At 71.2% G+C, this 14,931-nt stretch carries 16 protein-coding genes and 2 pseudogenes; 11 read left to right on the top strand and 7 right to left on the bottom strand.

Annotated elements, in window-relative coordinates; all coding sequences use genetic code 11:
- Positions 1-171 precede the first annotated feature (171 nt).
- Together ACLB9X_RS09285 and ACLB9X_RS09290 are read left to right on the top strand one after the other, a co-directional pair.
- Positions 172-1,545 (top strand): TrkH family potassium uptake protein, encoded by a 1,374-nt coding sequence (locus tag ACLB9X_RS09285; RefSeq protein ID WP_410359780.1) that lies wholly within the window; start codon positions 172-174, stop codon positions 1,543-1,545.
- The gene (locus tag ACLB9X_RS09290) at positions 1,538-2,257 is read left to right on the top strand and encodes a potassium channel family protein (protein ID WP_410359781.1); all 720 of its coding nucleotides are present in this window, start codon (positions 1,538-1,540) and stop codon (positions 2,255-2,257) included. The genes ACLB9X_RS09285 and ACLB9X_RS09290 overlap by 8 nt, the downstream gene beginning before the upstream one ends.
- 25 nt (positions 2,258-2,282) lie before the next feature.
- On the opposite strand, the gene ACLB9X_RS09295 is transcribed toward ACLB9X_RS09290, so the two are convergent.
- Positions 2,283-2,672 carry a DUF2267 domain-containing protein gene (locus ACLB9X_RS09295; RefSeq protein ID WP_410359782.1) on the bottom strand — a complete coding sequence of 130 codons (390 nt, stop codon included), beginning with the start codon at positions 2,670-2,672 and terminating at the stop codon, positions 2,283-2,285.
- Positions 2,673-2,793: 121 nt separating this feature from the next.
- Positions 2,794-3,231, bottom strand: coding sequence for an Hsp20/alpha crystallin family protein (locus ACLB9X_RS09300; RefSeq protein WP_410359783.1), 438 nt, complete (start codon positions 3,229-3,231; stop codon positions 2,794-2,796).
- A 124-nt stretch (positions 3,232-3,355) separates the two neighbouring features.
- Here ACLB9X_RS09300 and ACLB9X_RS09305 point away from each other — a divergent pair, with 124 nt between their 5' ends.
- Both ACLB9X_RS09305 and ACLB9X_RS09310 read left to right on the top strand, forming a co-directional pair.
- Positions 3,356-4,018: a type III effector protein gene (locus tag ACLB9X_RS09305; RefSeq protein WP_410359784.1), complete on the top strand. Its 663-nt coding sequence runs from the start codon at positions 3,356-3,358 to the stop codon at positions 4,016-4,018.
- 209 nt (positions 4,019-4,227) lie between these two features.
- On the top strand, positions 4,228-5,046 hold the full coding sequence (locus ACLB9X_RS09310; protein ID WP_410359785.1) for a transporter substrate-binding domain-containing protein: 819 nt from the start codon (positions 4,228-4,230) through the stop codon (positions 5,044-5,046).
- Positions 5,047-5,105: 59 nt separating this feature from the next.
- Here ACLB9X_RS09310 and ACLB9X_RS09315 read toward each other — a convergent pair whose 3' ends face one another.
- Positions 5,106-5,774: a dienelactone hydrolase family protein gene (locus tag ACLB9X_RS09315; RefSeq protein WP_410359786.1), complete on the bottom strand. Its 669-nt coding sequence runs from the start codon at positions 5,772-5,774 to the stop codon at positions 5,106-5,108.
- A gap of 360 nt (positions 5,775-6,134) precedes the next feature.
- Between ACLB9X_RS09315 and ACLB9X_RS09320 the strand changes: the two genes are divergently transcribed.
- From ACLB9X_RS09320 to ACLB9X_RS09330, 3 genes are all read left to right on the top strand, one after another.
- Complete coding sequence (locus ACLB9X_RS09320) at positions 6,135-6,509, top strand: VOC family protein (protein ID WP_410359787.1); 375 nt, start codon at positions 6,135-6,137, stop codon at positions 6,507-6,509.
- A 62-nt stretch (positions 6,510-6,571) separates the two neighbouring features.
- Entirely contained in the window at positions 6,572-6,898 is a 327-nt protein-coding gene (locus ACLB9X_RS09325; RefSeq protein ID WP_410359788.1) for a hypothetical protein, read from the top strand.
- A 122-nt stretch (positions 6,899-7,020) separates the two neighbouring features.
- Positions 7,021-8,208 carry a Gfo/Idh/MocA family protein gene (locus tag ACLB9X_RS09330; protein ID WP_410359789.1) on the top strand — a complete coding sequence of 396 codons (1,188 nt, stop codon included), beginning with the start codon at positions 7,021-7,023 and terminating at the stop codon, positions 8,206-8,208.
- 27 nt (positions 8,209-8,235) lie between these two features.
- On the opposite strand, the gene ACLB9X_RS09335 is transcribed toward ACLB9X_RS09330, so the two are convergent.
- Both ACLB9X_RS09335 and ACLB9X_RS09340 read right to left on the bottom strand, forming a co-directional pair.
- The gene (locus ACLB9X_RS09335; RefSeq protein WP_410359790.1) at positions 8,236-8,577 is read right to left on the bottom strand and encodes a zinc-binding dehydrogenase; all 342 of its coding nucleotides are present in this window, start codon (positions 8,575-8,577) and stop codon (positions 8,236-8,238) included.
- A 10-nt stretch (positions 8,578-8,587) separates the two neighbouring features.
- Positions 8,588-8,866 (bottom strand): annotated as a pseudogene (locus tag ACLB9X_RS09340) (zinc-binding dehydrogenase); the annotation flags it as partial.
- Positions 8,867-8,916: 50 nt separating this feature from the next.
- Between ACLB9X_RS09340 and ACLB9X_RS09345 the strand changes: the two are divergent.
- Positions 8,917-9,393 (top strand): annotated as a pseudogene (locus ACLB9X_RS09345) (proprotein convertase P-domain-containing protein); the annotation flags it as partial.
- Positions 9,394-9,451: 58 nt separating this feature from the next.
- On the opposite strand, the gene ACLB9X_RS09350 reads toward ACLB9X_RS09345, so the two are convergent.
- The gene (locus ACLB9X_RS09350; protein ID WP_410359791.1) at positions 9,452-10,327 is read right to left on the bottom strand and encodes a S1 family peptidase; all 876 of its coding nucleotides are present in this window, start codon (positions 10,325-10,327) and stop codon (positions 9,452-9,454) included.
- A gap of 218 nt (positions 10,328-10,545) precedes the next feature.
- On the opposite strand from ACLB9X_RS09350, the gene ACLB9X_RS09355 reads away from it, so the two are divergent.
- Positions 10,546-11,469 (top strand): NADP-dependent oxidoreductase, encoded by a 924-nt coding sequence (locus ACLB9X_RS09355; RefSeq protein ID WP_410359792.1) that lies wholly within the window; start codon positions 10,546-10,548, stop codon positions 11,467-11,469.
- Positions 11,470-11,611: 142 nt separating this feature from the next.
- On the opposite strand, the gene ACLB9X_RS09360 is transcribed toward ACLB9X_RS09355, so the two are convergent.
- Positions 11,612-11,815, bottom strand: a complete 204-nt coding sequence (locus ACLB9X_RS09360) for a cold-shock protein (RefSeq protein ID WP_410359793.1) — start codon at positions 11,813-11,815, stop codon at positions 11,612-11,614.
- Between the two features lie 500 nt (positions 11,816-12,315).
- On the opposite strand from ACLB9X_RS09360, the gene ACLB9X_RS09365 reads away from it, so the two are divergent.
- Positions 12,316-13,464 carry an aromatic ring-hydroxylating oxygenase subunit alpha gene (locus ACLB9X_RS09365; protein ID WP_410360081.1) on the top strand — a complete coding sequence of 383 codons (1,149 nt, stop codon included), beginning with the start codon at positions 12,316-12,318 and terminating at the stop codon, positions 13,462-13,464.
- The gene (locus ACLB9X_RS09370) at positions 13,457-14,929 is read left to right on the top strand and encodes an aldehyde dehydrogenase family protein (protein ID WP_410359794.1); all 1,473 of its coding nucleotides are present in this window, start codon (positions 13,457-13,459) and stop codon (positions 14,927-14,929) included. The genes ACLB9X_RS09365 and ACLB9X_RS09370 overlap by 8 nt, the downstream gene beginning before the upstream one ends.
- The last annotated feature ends 2 nt before the right edge of the window (positions 14,930-14,931 follow it).

The raw sequence follows: 14,931 nt of genomic DNA on the forward strand, positions 1-14,931 counted from the left end.
GGGCACCCGCGGCAGCGGGCGGGGCCACCCGGGACCGCCCGGGTCGACAGCGTGCAACACCCGACATCACCGACCTTTCGGGCGGGGCACCGGCGCTAGGGTGAGCAGCCGGTGGCCCGCGTCGTGCCCGGCGCGAGGGCCGTCCGGTCACATGTGCGGAAGGGCCGGGAGATGTCGGTACGCGCGCCACACCTGCTGCGGGCCTTGTTCGTGGTCCACCCGGCCCGCGTGGTCGTCCTGGGGTTCGCCGTCGTCGTGGTGCTGGGCACGCTGCTGCTGATGCTGCCCGCCGCCACGGAGGACGGTCGCGCGACCAGCGTGCTGACCGCGCTGTTCATGTCGACCTCCGCGGTCTGTGTGACCGGACTCGCCGTGGTCGACACGGGGACGTACTGGAGCGGCTTCGGCGAGGGGGTGATCCTCGCACTGTTCCAGATCGGCGGCTTCGGCATCATGACCATGGCGTCCCTCCTCGCCCTGCTCGTCTCCGGGCGCCTGGGCCTGCGCATGCAGCTGACGGCGCAGGCGGAGACGAAGAGCCTGGGCATCGGTGATGTTCGCCGCGTGCTCGTCGGTGTCGCGGCGACCACCCTCCTCGTCGAGCTCGTGGTGAGCGTGGTCCTCACGCTGCGCTTCCGCTACGGATACGGGTCCACGTTCGGCGAGGCGGCGTATCTCGGCTACTTCCACGCGGTGTCCGCCTTCAACAACGCCGGATTCGGACTCCACGCCGACAGCCTGACCCGCTACGCGCAGGACCCGTGGGTCACGCTGCCGATCGCGGTCGCCGTGATCCTCGGCGGCATCGGCTTCCCCGTCCTGCTGGAGATGCTGCGGCACCGGCACCGGACACGGACGACCGGCCGCCGGAACTGGACCCTGCACACCAAGCTCACCCTCATCACGACGGTCGTCCTTCTGGTCGCCGGGATGGTGCTGACCTGCCTGCTCGAGTGGACCAACAGCCGGACACTGGGCCCGCACGACACCGCGGACAAGCTCCTGAACGCCTTCTTCCACTCGGCGATGAGCCGGACCGCCGGGTTCAACTCCCTCGACATGGGCGCCCTGCACTCCGCGACGCTGCTGACGACCTGTGTGCTGATGTTCATCGGCGGCGGCAGCGCGGGGACCGCGGGCGGCATCAAGGTGACCACTTTCGCGGTCCTGGCCGCGGCGATGCTCGCGGAGGTGCGCGGCGAGCCCCACTCCGTGGTCCTGGGGCGCCGCCTGGCACCGCACGTGCTGCGCCAGGCCCTGACGGTGGCCCTGCTCGGGGTGGGTCTGGTCATGGCGGCGACGCTCGCACTGCTCTCGGTCAGCCGGGCGTCCCTGGACGCGGCACTCTTCGAGGTCGTCGCCGCCTTCTCCACGGCCGGGCTCTCCACGGGACTCACCCCGGATCTGCCCGCCCTTGGCCAACTGATCCTGATCGGGCTGATGTTGGTGGGCAGGATCGGCCCCATCACCCTGGTCTCGGCGCTCGCGCTGCGCGAACGGACACGTCGGTACCAACTGCCGGAGGAGCGACCCGTCATTGGCTGACCACCTGCACTTCCTGAGGAAGCGCCGCCGCAGGCGCCCGACCGCACCGCAAGCCCAGACGGGCGATCAACGCGTCGCCGTCATCGGCCTCGGCCGCTTCGGCAGCTCACTGGCCAACGAACTCATGCGGCGGGGCTGGGACGTCCTGGGCATCGACAGCGACGCCCGACTCGTCCAGAGGTACAGCGACTCCCTCACCCACGCCGCGGTCGCAGACTCGACCGACCCGGAGGCGCTGCGGCAGCTCGGGGTCGACGAGTTCACCAGCGCCGTCGTCGGCATCGGCAACGACGTCGAGGCGAGCATCCTGGTGAGCTCCAACCTCCTGGAGGCCGGCGTGCCCAACATCTGGGCCAAGGCCATCAGCCGCCAGCACGGCAAGATCCTGGAGCGGCTCGGCATCCCCCATGTGGTGCTGCCCGAGCACGACATGGGCGAGCGGGTGGCCCACCTGGTCACGGGCCGGATGCTCGACTTCATCCAGTTCGACGACGACTACGCGCTCGTCAAGACCGTCGCTCCGGGCGTCGCCACCGGCATGCCGCTCGGCAGGTCGCGCGTGCGCAGCCAGTACGGCGTCACGGTCGTGGGCATCAAGCGCACGGGGCAGGACTTCACGTACGCAACGGCGGAGACGGTGGTCGAGCCGGGCGACATCCTCGTCGTCACCGGCAAGACCCACGCGGTGGAGGCCTTCACGGAACTCGCATGAGGAGACGCACCCGGTCCCGAGGCGCTCAGGTCCTCTGGGGCCGGCCGAAGAGCAGGTCGTAGCCCGGCGGGAGTTGCAGCAGCACCCGGCGCATGAGCTCGTCACCGGCCGCGTCGGCCACCACACTGAGGACGGCGCTGGTGTCCCATGTGGCCGTCTCCTCGGTGGCCCCGTCGATCCATGCCGCCGTGGCCCGGACGAACCGGTCGGGGCCGAGCGGCTCGGCGGCGCGCAGTGGATTGAGCAGGATCAGGGCGTACGTCTCCGGCAGGCGGGCGGCCAGTTCGTTCCTCTCCTCGCCCACCAGGTGCGCGCCCAGCAGTGCGAGGACCACACGGGCCGCCCGTTCCGCCTCGGACCTCGTGGGGTACTCACCGCGCTCCTGCACCGCTTCCAGGAACGCTTCCCATCGCATGTGCACCAGCTGTCCCCTTCCCGACGCGGCACGGCGTCCCGCGCGGCACGGAGCGGAGGGCGGGGCCGGGGAGGGGAAGATCACTCGCCCCGTCCTCCGCCGCTCTGCCGACGAGGGTGTCTCAGTCGCCGATCTGCTTGCGCGTGGTGTCCGCGCTGCCGATCGCGATCTTGCGCGGCTTGGCCCGCTCGGCGATCGGGATGCGCAGCGTCAGCACACCGGCCTCGTAGTCGGCCCTGATGTTCTCGGTGTCCAGGGTGTCCGCGAGCATGACCTGCCGGGAGAAGACGCCCAGCGGGCGCTCCGACAGCTCCATCTGCACGTCGTCCGCCTTCTGGACCGGCCGCCGCTCCGCCTTGACCGTCAGCATGTGCCGCTCCACGTCGATGTCGATCGCCTCGGACGTGACGCCCGGCAGGTCGAAGGCGATGACGTATTCGTCACCCTCCCGGTAGGCGTCCATCGGCATCGCCGAGGGCCTGGACCAGGTGCCCGACGTCCCCAGCAGCTGCTGGGTGAGACGGTCGAGCTCACGGAAGGGATCAGTGCGCATCAACATCGTGAAACACCTCCAGTCGAACCAGGCAATGTGCCAATGCGCTTCACCTACCTCCTGTTGTAGCATGTCGTCCAAAAGATGACAAGGAAGAAGTCATCGAAAGGGTGACATCGAGGAGAGCATCGTGTCCGAAGCAGACCGGCCGAGCAGGCCCGCCCCCGCCTCCTTCCTCGCCGCCGCCTCCGCGCTCGGCGTCATCGACCAGGCCGTGCGCGCCGCCCACGACACGTCGGACGGCGGCGACGCCGACGCGACGAGCGCGGAACAGGCCCTCGCGGCGCTGCTGCTCCTGCGCGAGGTGCGCAACCGCCTCGCCGGCTGGGAGCCGTCGCTCATCGAGGCGGCCCGTGAGGCGGGCGCCAGCTGGGCCGACCTCGCCCAGCCGCTGGGCGTCACGAGCCGGCAGGCGGCCGAGCGCCGTTATCTGCGGCTGCGGCCCGGCGCCGACGGCACCACCGGCGAACAGCGCGTGAAGGCCACCCGCGACCGCCGCGCCGCGAACCGCTCGGTGACGGCCTGGGCCCGGGACAACGCGGCGGACCTGCGTCAGCTCGCGGGCCAGATCACCGCTCTCACCGACCTCCCCAGTCAGGCGCGCACTCCGGTCGCCCTGCTCGCCCGCGCGCTCGCGGACAACGACGCCGCCAACCTGGTCGGCCCGCTGGCCGACACCCGCCCGCACCTCGGGCACGACCACCGTGACCTCGCCGCCCGCGTCGACGGCATCACCAGCCAGGCCGACCGACTCCGCCGGGACAGCGACGAGCAGCGCCGCACCACCTCCTGACACACCAGGACACCACATCGCCGACGGGGCCGCCCGGGGGCTCCTCGCACGGCACAGGCGCACGCCCGTGGTGGCCTCCTCGCACGGCACAGCGCCCCCTGTGGCCCGGCAGGCACCAACGCACGCAGCGTGCGGCCCCCTTCACCGCCTGTAGCCGATCTGCCAGTGTGGTCACTCCGACCGTGTGCCCATCACGCCGAGGAGCCGCAATGAAGCGTGTCGTCACTCTGTCCGCCCTGGTCTGCCTGCTGGCCGTGACGGCCGCGGCACCGTCGGCGCCCGCTGCGCCCGGCGCCCCCGCGAAGGCGCCGAAGAAGCACCGGAGCCTTCTCGACGCCGTGCCCGAGCGCGGCGTACTGCGGGTGTGCACAACGGGCGACTACCGGCCGTTCACGTACAAGGACCCGAAGGACGGCGCGTACAGCGGGGTCGACGTCGACATGGCGCGGGATCTCGCGAAGAGCCTGGACGCCGAGCCCCGGTTCGTGGACAGCACATGGGCGCGGCTCGTCGGGGACCTGTCCGCGGGGCGGTGCGACATCGCCGTCGGCGGCGTCTCGATCACGCTCCCCCGCGCCCGGCAGGTCCATTTCAGCGAGCCGACGCGCAGGGACGGCAAGACGCCGATCGTGCGCTGCGAGGACAAGGACAGGTACTGGACTCTCGAGGAGATCGACCGACCGGGCACGAGGGTCATCGTCAACCCGGGCGGTACGAACGAGCAGTTCGCCCGGGCCCACATCAAGCAGGCCACCCTCACGGTGCACCCGGACAACACGACGATCTTCGACGAGATCGTCGAGGGCAGGGCGGACGTGATGATGACGGACGCGAGCGAGACCCGGTACCAGGCGAAGATCCGTCCCGAGCTGTGCTCGGTGCACCCCGACGAGCCGTTCACCTTCTCCGAGAAGGCGTACGCGACGCCGCGCGGGGACGAGGAATTCCTGGAGTACGTGGACCAGTTCGTGCACCTGGCGACGCATGACGGGACGTATGCGCGCTACGAGTCGCAGTGGATGGACTGAGGCCCGCGTGAGCACGGGAGGCGGGGCGCGCCGGCCGTCACCACCGGCGCGCCCCGGTCTCATTGCCACACGTCCTCCGATCCGTAGCCGCCCGGCCGGAGGAACCAGTCGCACGACACCTCGGCCACCTCCTCCAGCGCGCCGGGCTCCTCGAACAGGTGCGTGGCGCCCGGCACCACGTGCAGCCGGTGCGGCGTGCGCAGCTTCTCGGCCGCGTCCCGGTTCATGCGCAGCACTTCCCTGTCGTCGCCGCCGACGATCAGCAGCACCGGCGCCTGCACCCGGCCCAGGGCCTCGTCCGCCAGGTCCGGGCGGCCGCCGCGCGAGACCACCGACTGCACGCGGCCGGGCCGATCCGCCGCCGCGACGAGTGCCGCCGCGGCACCCGTGCTCGCACCGAACAGGCCCACGGGCAGTCCGGCGGCGTCCGGGTGCGTACCCAGCCAGTCGACCGCGGCGACCAGACGCCGGGCCAGCAGGCCGATGTCGAAGCGGTGCTCGGCCGTCACCACGTCCACCCGCTCCTCCTCCTCGGTGAGCAGGTCCATCAGCAGGGTCCCGAGACCGGCGTTCCGCAGGGCCGCGGCGACGGCTCTGTTGCGCGGGCTGTGCCGCGAGCTTCCGCTGCCGTGGGCGAAGAGCACGATGCCCCGGGCCTGCGGAGGAATGACCAGGTCACCGGCGATCGCCGAACCGTCGGCAGGAACAGTAACCGCTTTGGAGATCACCGCCACCGTCTCCCTCCAGCTGTCTTTCCGGTACGGGTAGCCCGCGTGCCGCGGGGTATGCGGCCCGCTTGGACGGAACGGTCGGCCCCGTGACGGCGGTGGGCCGCGAACGGGATCACGGGCGTGACCGGCCCGATGCCGCGGCAGCGGCCGTATGCCGCTCCCACCCGCGATGTCGTGCTCCTCTGCGCCGACCGGTGACGCGGCGACTGCCTGTCCGCCGACGGGCACCCCGTGTCCGTACGCCCCAAGCCCGGCGGCGGTCCGGCGTGCCGCCGGACATGCCCGGCGCGGCGGCGGGTACGACCCCTGCCGTACGAGGGCGTCGCGGAAGCGGCCGAAGAGCGAGGGGTGTCGGAAGTGATTCGAAAGCTGCAGGCGGTCGCGCTGGACTGCGCCGATCCGGTACGGCTTGCGGAGTTCTACGCGGATCTGCTCGGTGGCCGGGTGGTCGCGGACCCGGAGCAACCCGACTGGGTCGAGGTGCACGGGTTCGAGGGGACGCCGCTGGCCTGCCAGCGGGTGGACGGCTACCGACCGCCCGAATGGCCCGGCCAGGAGCGCCCGCAGCAACTCCACCTGGACTTCGACGTGGACGACCTCGACGGAGAGGAGAAGCGGGCGCTCGCCCTCGGTGCGACCGTGCTGGAGCGGACGGACCAGCTCCGCCCGGAGGCCAACTGGCGCGTCTACGCGGACCCGGCCGGGCATCCGTTCTGCCTCTGCCTCCACTGACTCCATCGGGCCCACTGCCCTCGCCCAATGACGCTCAGGGCAGGATGGATCCCGTGCCCTCCATGGTTGTTGAGATCCACGTGCCGTTGCTGCCGACGCCGAACCTGCCGGACGGCGCCTGTTCGTTCCCGTGGATCGAGGAGGTCGAGGACTTCCTCGCCGGTCTCGAAGACCAGGGCGACGCAGAGGTCTTCGATGACGCAGAGGAGTACGGGGATGCCTACGTCTTCTTCGTCACCGGAGCCGGTGAAGGGCATCTCCTGGCGGTAGCCTCGCGCGTGGCCACGCTGCCCGGAGTCCCAACGGGTACCTTCGCGGTCGTCAGTGACGACGAGGCCGAGCAATTCGGCCTGGGGCGACGGGTGACGCTTCCGCTGCCTGCGTCCTGAGGCCCGGTGCGCGCAGGTGGACCTCGGCAGCACCCGGCACGCAGGACAGGCCGAGGTCCGGAACAACGGCCGGGAGGCGCTCCCGCGTCCTCGTCCACCCGTAGCTCCTCGGAAGGAAGACCATGACCGACCTCCGCATCGGCGTTCTCGGCTACGGCCTGCGCGGCAGCCTGGCGCGCACCGCCCACCGTCCGGGAGCCGGCTCCCGTGTCACCGCGGTCGCGGACCCGGACCCACGGGCCCGTGCGGAGGCGGCCACGGCCTTCCCCGACGCCGCCGCAACCGACGACCACCGCAAGGTGATCGCCGACCCCGACATCGATGCCGTACTGGTCCTCACCCCCGACCACACGCACGCCGACGTCGCGTGCGAGGCCCTGCGCGCGGGCAAGGCCGTCTTCGTCGAGAAGCCCCTCGACATCACCGTGGAGCGCTGCGACGAGATCCTGCGCACGGCGTACGCGACGGGCACCCGCCTGTACGTCGGCCACAACATGCGCCACATGCCCGTGGTCCGGCTGATGCGCGACCTGATCGGCCGGGGCGCGATCGGCCGTGTGAAGACCGTCTGGATCCGCCACTTCGTGGGCTACGGCGGTGACTGGTACTTCAAGGACTGGCACGCCCAACGCCGTTTCACGACCGGCCTGCTGCTCCAGAAGGCCGCGCACGACATCGACGTCCTGCACTGGCTCGCCGGAGGATGGGCGAGGGACGTCCAGGCCCTCGGCGACCTGATGGTCTACGGGGACAACCCGCACCGCCGCGCCCCGGGGGAACCCAAGCCCGACGACTGGTACACCAAGGACGGCCACTGGCCGCCGCACACCCAGCGCGCCCTCAACCCGGTCATCGACGTCGAGGACGTCTCGCTGCTCAACATGCGCCTCGACAACGGTGTGCTCGCCGCGTACCAGCAGTGCCACTTCACCCCCGACTACTGGCGCAACTACACCGTCATCGGGGACGCGGGCCGGCTGGAGAACTTCGGCGACGGGCCCGGCGGCTGCGTCAAGGTGTGGAACACGCGCCGCTCCGGCCACCGCCCCGAGGCGGACGAGACCCACGCCATCCCCGCCGCCGAGCACAACGCCGGGCACGGCGGCGCCGACCCGCGGCTCGTCGACGAGTTCGTCCGCTTCGTGCGCGAGGGCGGCCGGACCGACACCTCACCGGTCGCCGCCCGGATGGCCGTCGCCGCCGGCGTCCAGGCCACGGCATCGCTCCGGGACGGCGGCACACCGCGCCGGGTCGATGCGGTGGACCCGGAGCTGGCCGCCTACTTCGAGCGCGGCCAGACCCCGGGCTGAGCCCAGGGCCTCTCGCGCGGATCCGGGTCAGACCCGGATCACGATCTTGCCCGTGTGACGGTTCGACTCCATGAGCCGGTGGCCGTCGGCCATGCGTTCCAGCCCGTCGTAGGTCTCGGCGATCACCGGCGTGAGGGAGCCGTCTCTCAGGCCGGATTCGATGAAGTGCTCCGCACGGCGGCGGCCGTCCGCCGCGCGGAGCATCGCACCGTTGGCATAGGTGTGCACCGTCAGCGGCCAGTTCATGGACAGTTCGACCGGGCGCGGGTCGAGCCAGCGGTACAGGACGGCCGCGCCGCCGGGCGACAGCGCGTCGCCCGGCGGCGCGGAAACCGGGGCCGCCGATGGCGTCGAAGGCCAGCCGGGCACCCTGTCCGCCGGTGATCCGGCGGACCTCCGCCACCAGGTCGTCCTCGTCCGTGGTGACGACGTGCGCGGCTCCCAGGTCGAGGAGGCGCTTGCGCTTGTCCGCGGTGCGCGTGGTCGCGATGGGGATCGCACCGACCTGGTTGGCGATCTGCACGGCGGCGGTGCCGACACCGCTCGACGCACCCGTGATCAGTACGTGCTCGCCCGCGCTCAGACCACCGGTGGTCACCAGGCCGCCGTAGGCGGTCGAGTAGGTCAGCCACACGGCCGCCGATGTCACCGCGTCCACTCCCGCGGCCTGCGGACGACGGATTCGACGGGCAGCACCAGGGGGCCCGGCTGGACTCGCAGGCGACCGACACCGCCTGTCCGTCCGACAGCCGGTGCACGGGCACGACGGCCGACAACGGGTTCTTCGGCGAGGGTCAGGTCGACGCGCTGAAGGCGGTCGGCGGAAGCACCCCGCCGACCGGGACGTTCTTCGAGAACACGGCTGATGTCGCGATCGCCGACAACGCCACGGTGGAGAGTCCGATCGCCGTCTCCGGTGTCTCCGGCAACGCGCCCGCCACGCTCAAGGTCGGTGTGGACATCCAGCACACCTACCGCGGGGACCTCGTCCTCTCGCTCGTCGCACCGGACGGCACGGTGTACCTGCTGGAGGACTTCGCGAACAACGACGGCACGGACGACGTGGGCAAGACGTACAGCGTCGACGCCTCGAGCGAGGTCGCGAACGGTACGTGGAAGCTGCGGGTGCGTGACACCGCCACACAGGACACGGGCAGGATCAACGCCTGGAACCTGACCTTCTAGGCAGTTCACGCGCACGGCGGCCGGACCGGGTCGGCATCCCGGTCCGGCCGCCTGTCGTTCAGTAGACGCTCACGTTGTACTTGGCGAGCGCTTCGGGGACCGGCTGGTAGAAGGTGGTGCCGCCGGTACGGCAGTTGCCACTGCCGCCCGAGGTGATGCCGAGTGCCTTGCTGCCGTCGTAGAGCGGGCCGCCGGAGTCACCGGGCTCGGCACAGACATTGGTCTGGATCATGCCCCTGACGGTGCCGCCGCCGCTGTAGTGGACGGTGACGTCGAGCGCGGTGACGGTGCCGCTGTGCGTGCCGGTGGTGGATCCGGTGCGCTTGACGGACTCGCCGATGTACGCGTCGGCAGCGGTGAAGCCGCCGGGGTGGCTGAGCGAGGCGTTGTCGTAGCGGACGAGGGCGTAGTCGTTGCCCGGGAAGCTGGATCCGACCGTCGGGCCGATGAGTGTGGTCTGCGCGGAATTGGCGTACCAGTTCCTGGACACGTCCCCGCAGTGCCCCGCGGTCAGGAAGTAGTAGGTGCTGCCGCTGACGACGTTGAATCCGAGCGAGCAGCGGTAGCCGCTGCCGTAGATGGCGTCGCCGGCCGAGCCGAGCGGCGCGAAGACGCCGCTGTCACGCTCGATCCTGAGGGCTCCCGCGTCGGCTCCCGCCGCCTTCCTCAGTTCGGCGATCCCGGCCCGGGAGACGGTGCTGTCCGCGGTCACGACGACCTGGCCGGACGCCTCGTCGACGTGCCACGCGGTGCCGCCGACGTCTGCCTTCAGCACGGCGTCGCTGACCCGGGCCAGCAGGGTGGCGCTGTGGACCTCCGGGGACGCCGCGCCCGCGTTGGGCAGGCCGACCGAGGTGACGGCCACGATGCCGGCGGCGACGGCGAGCAGGCGGATGCGTCTGGAGGTGCCGGGGTTGGTGCGCTTGTTCCTCACTCGATCTCCTCCTGTGGAGTTCAGGGGCCCGATGGGTGGGCGGGCTCGTGAGGTGCAGCCAGGAGGGACACCGGCAGGGGTTTCGCTCCTGCATGATGTGCCCCTGTCAATCACCGGTGTGAGTATGGGACAACGCCGGAGGCCCGACAAGGGTGCCCACCAGGCGGATCCCTCACGTTGCGGTGTCCCGCGGACCGGCCGTGGTTGGATTGCCGCACATGAGAGCTGTGACGATGAGCCGGTACGGCAAGGCCGACGACCTGGAACTCTCGGACCACCCCGACCCCAAAGTGGCCCCCGGCGAAGTGCTCGTGCGCGTGAAGGCCGCGGGCGTGAACCCGGTCGACTGGAAGCTCGCGCAGGGCGGGCTCGACGGCGTCATGGAGGTGCGCTTCCCGTTGATCCCCGGCTGGGACGTGGCGGGAGTCGTCGAGCGCGTCGGATTCGACGCGGACGAGTTCCAGGTCGGCGACGAGGTGTACGGGTACATCCGCAAGGACACCGCCCAGCTCGGCGCCTACGCCGAGTACGTCTCCGCCCCTGTGCGCATGCTCGCCCGCAAGTCCGCCACCATGAGCTGGGAGGAGGCGGCGGGAACGCCCCTGGCCGGGCTGACGGCACATCAGGCGATCCAGCGTGTCGGCGTCCGCGCGGGTGACACGGTCCTCGTCCACGCCGCCGCCGGCGGCGTGGGGTCGATCGGCACACAGATCGCCGTGGCACTCGGCGCTCGGGTGATCGGTACGGCGAGCGAGCGCAACCACGCCTTCCTCCGCGAGCTCGGCGCCGAACCCGTCACCTACGGCCCCGGACTGGAGGACCGGATCAGGGCGCTGGCCCCGGATGGCGTCGACGCGGCCCTGGACTTCGTGGGTGGCGACGCGGTCGACGTCTCGCTCGCGCTCGTCGACCGGCCGGACCGGGTGGCGTCGATCGCCGATCCCCAGGCACCCGCCAAGGGCGCCCGATACGTCTGGGTCCGGCCCGACGCCGCGGGGCTGACCGCCCTCGCCGCCCTGGCCGACGAGGGCAGACTCACAGTGCACGTCGACCGGGTGCTCCCGCTGGCCGAGGCGGCTGAGGCGTGGCGCCTCAACCAGAGCGGCCACACCCGCGGGAAGCTCGTCCTGCGGGTGGACTGACGCCGCCCGCGCGAGCAAGGCCACCCGCACCGCCCGCGCACCCGCACCGCCCGCGCGCCCGCGCCGTCGGCGTCCGGCCCGGAACGCGCACCGGACCGCCACCGAGGAGGTGGCGGTCCGGTGCACATGCCGCCGAGGCGGCTCAGTTGCGAACGATGTTCTCCGCCTGAGGACCCTTCTGTCCCTGCGTGACGTCGAAGGTCACGACTTCACCCTCATGGAGCTCCCGGTAGCCGGTGCCCGTGATGTTCGAGTAGTGGGCGAAGACATCGGGGCCTCCGCCGTCCTGTGAGATGAAGCCGAAGCCCTTTTCCGCGTTGAACCACTTCACCGTACCGCTGGCCATACCCGTCCTTCTGTCCATCTGAGGAACAGCCCGCGTCACGAGCGGCTCCGAGCGCCGTGCCTCAGCGCCCGGGACCGTTCTACCCCGTCTTCCCCGCCCCCATCCGCAGGCGCGCGTGTGGTGTCGCGGACGTGTGACGACGGGGATGACCCGGACGGAAGCAGATCAGGTGCGCGTCCGTGCCGCCGGACAGGGCGGCGACGCTGCGCTCGTGACACCGCCCGGACCAGGCACGCGGCGCGGTCGGCAGGCGCCTCCACGGTGCGCTGCCGATGCGACGCAGCCGGGGTACCGGGCCCCGCGTCGTGCGTCCCGGGCGTTTCCGATTCGCTCCCGGTTTTGCCTGTCGTTAACCCGCGACTCTTGACGGCGCCTTCTCCACGTCCCCACGATGTTCCCCATCGCGCAAGTGATCGTGCATTGCGCAACAACACTTCCCCTCGCTCGCGGGGGAACACGCCTCGCCGGCTGTCCCGCCGCGCCCGCCTGAGGAGCACGCCCTGACGACAACCCCCGTCTCCCCCGAGTCCCCCGTCTCCCAGAGTCTGATCAGCACCCTGCCCGGCCACTACTACACCGACCCGGAGATCTTCCGGCAGGAACAGGAGCGGCTGTTCGAATCGATGTGGTTCTGCGCCGTGCGCAGCGCCGACCTCGACAAGCCCGGCGCCTTCCGCACCGTCCAGGTGGGCCGCGAGAGCGTCATCGTGAGCCGCAACCGCAAGGGCGAGCTGCGCGCCTTCCTCAACATCTGCCGCCACCGCGGCGCCCGGCTGTGCACGGAGGAGTCCGGCGAGGTCAAGCGCTCCCTGCAGTGCCCGTACCACGCCTGGACCTACGACCTCGACGGCAAGCTGATCGCCGCACCGAACCTGACGAAGATGCCCGACGTCGACCGCACCACATACGGTCTCGTGACCGTGGCGCTGCGGGAATGGCTGGGCTACGCCTGGGTGTGCCTGGCCGACGAGCCGCCGTCCTTCGAGGAGAGCGTCATCGGCGCGGCCGTCGAGCGCCTCGGCGACGCCGCGTCCATCGAGCGCTACCGGACCGAGGACCTCGCACTCGGCCGGCGCATCACCTACGACGTGAAGGCCAACTGGAAGCTGATCGTCGAGAACTTCATGGAGTGCTACCACTGCGCGACGATCCACCCCGAACTCACCGAAGTACTCCCCGAGTTCGCCGACGGCTACGCGGCGCAGTACTACGTGGGCCACGGTGCCGAGTTCGGTGACGGGATCAAGGGCTTCACCGTCGACGGCAGCGAGGGGTTCGCCAAGCTGCCCGAGGTCGCGGACGACCAGGACCGCCGCTACTACGCGATCACCGTCAAGCCGACGGTCTTCATCAATCTCGTGCCCGACCACGTGATCCTGCACCGGATGTTCCCGCTCGCCGAGGACCGCACGGTCGTCGAGTGCGACTGGCTGTACGCGCCCGAGGTGGTGGAGTCCGGGGCGGACGTGTCGAAGTCCGTGGAGCTGTTCCACCGGGTCAACGCCCAGGACTTCGAGGCGTGTGAGCGCACCCAGCCGGCGATGGCGTCCCGCGCCTACCGGGACGGCGGTGTCCTGGTGCCCACCGAGCACCACATCGGCATCTTCCACTCCTGGCTGACCGAGCACCTCGGAGGCGTCCATGCCTGATCTGTTCATCGGCGGCACATGGACCGCCGCCCGCGACAAGCGCACCCGGGAGATCCGCTGTCCCGCCGACGGCTCCCTCGTCGGCGAGGTCGACGAGGCCGGCGGCGAGGACACGGTGGACGCGATCGCCGCGGCCCGCCGGGCGTTCGACGAGGGGCCGTGGCCGCACACCCCGGCGGCCGAGCGCGGTGATCTGCTGCTGCGGGTGGCCGATCTGCTGGTCCGCGACAAGGACGCGCTGGCCCGCGCCGAGTCCCTGGACACCGGCAAGCGCCTGGTGGAGAGCGCGTACGACATCGACGACATCGTCGCGTGCTTCCGGTACTTCGGGCGGCTCGCCGCCACCGAGACGGGCCGGGTGATCGACACGGGCACGGTCGGCAGCGAGAGCCGGACCGTGTACGAACCGGTCGGCGTGTGCGGGCTGATCACGCCGTGGAACTACCCGCTGCTCCAGACCGCGTGGAAGGTCGCCCCCGCGCTGGCCGCGGGGAACACCTTCGTCCTCAAGCCGAGCGAGCTCACTCCGCACACCGCGATCCATCTGGTACGGCTTCTCACGGAGGCGGGACTGCCGGACGGCGTCGCCAACCTGGTGCTGGGCGCGGGCCCGGAGGCGGGCGCACCGCTCGCCGACCATCCCGACGTGGACCTGCTGTCCTTCACCGGCGGTCTGCACACCGGCCGCCGTCTGATGGCGGCCGCGGCGGGAACGGTGAAGAAGGTCGCGCTCGAACTGGGCGGCAAGAACCCCAACATCGTGTTCGCGGACGCCGACTTCGAGACTGCCGTGGACATGGCCCTGACCGCGGTGTTCCTGCACTCCGGGCAGGTGTGCTCGGCCGGGGCGCGGTTGCTGGTAGAGGACTCGCTGCACGACCGGTTCGTCGACGAGGTCGTGCGCAGGGCGCAGCTGATCCGGCTCGGCGGTCCCTTCGACGACGAGGCGCGGACGGGTCCGTTGATCTCGGCGGCCCATCGCGCCAAGGTCGAGGCGTATGTCGCGGCCGGTGTCGCGGAGGGCGCGGTGCTGCGCTGCGGCGGTGCCCGGCCCGAAGGCCCCGCGTACGACGGCGGTTTCTACTATCTGCCGACCGTTCTCGACGGGTGCCACGCCGGCATGTCGGTCGTGCGGGAGGAGTCCTTCGGACCGGTCCTGACGGTGGAGCGGTTCCGCGACGGGGACGAGGACGAGGCCGTACGGCTCGCGAACGACACCATCTACGGCCTCGCGGGCGCCGTGTGGACCGGCGACGAGGCCCGGGCGCAGCGGATCGCGTCCCGGCTGCGGCTCGGCACCGTGTGGATCAACGACTACCACCCCTATCTGCCCCAGGCCGAGTGGGGCGGGTACAAGCAGTCCGGCACAGGGCGTGAGCTCGGTCCGGCAGGCCTCGCCGAGTACCGCGAGGTGAAGCACATCTGGCGCAACACGTCCCCCGAACCGCAGGGCTGGTTCGCCTGACA

It is taken from the genome of Streptomyces sp. 5K101 (genome assembly GCF_046506645.1).
Taxonomy (GTDB): domain Bacteria; phylum Actinomycetota; class Actinomycetes; order Streptomycetales; family Streptomycetaceae; genus Streptomyces.

Bases quoted from the DNA above. Each gene is read 5' to 3' on its own strand.
- ACLB9X_RS09285 (WP_410359780.1), top strand. From the start codon at position 172: ATGTCGGTACGCGCGCCACACCTGCTGCGGGCCTTGTTCGTGGTCCAC.
- ACLB9X_RS09295 (WP_410359782.1), bottom strand. From the start codon at position 2,672: ATGCGATGGGAAGCGTTCCTGGAAGCGGTGCAGGAGCGCGGTGAGTAC.
- ACLB9X_RS09300 (WP_410359783.1), bottom strand. From the start codon at position 3,231: ATGTTGATGCGCACTGATCCCTTCCGTGAGCTCGACCGTCTCACCCAG.
- ACLB9X_RS09310 (WP_410359785.1), top strand. From the start codon at position 4,228: ATGAAGCGTGTCGTCACTCTGTCCGCCCTGGTCTGCCTGCTGGCCGTG.
- ACLB9X_RS09325 (WP_410359788.1), top strand. From the start codon at position 6,572: ATGGTTGTTGAGATCCACGTGCCGTTGCTGCCGACGCCGAACCTGCCG.
- ACLB9X_RS09330 (WP_410359789.1), top strand. From the start codon at position 7,021: ATGACCGACCTCCGCATCGGCGTTCTCGGCTACGGCCTGCGCGGCAGC.
- ACLB9X_RS09355 (WP_410359792.1), top strand. From the start codon at position 10,546: ATGAGAGCTGTGACGATGAGCCGGTACGGCAAGGCCGACGACCTGGAA.
- ACLB9X_RS09360 (WP_410359793.1), bottom strand. From the start codon at position 11,815: ATGGCCAGCGGTACGGTGAAGTGGTTCAACGCGGAAAAGGGCTTCGGC.
- ACLB9X_RS09370 (WP_410359794.1), top strand. From the start codon at position 13,457: ATGCCTGATCTGTTCATCGGCGGCACATGGACCGCCGCCCGCGACAAG.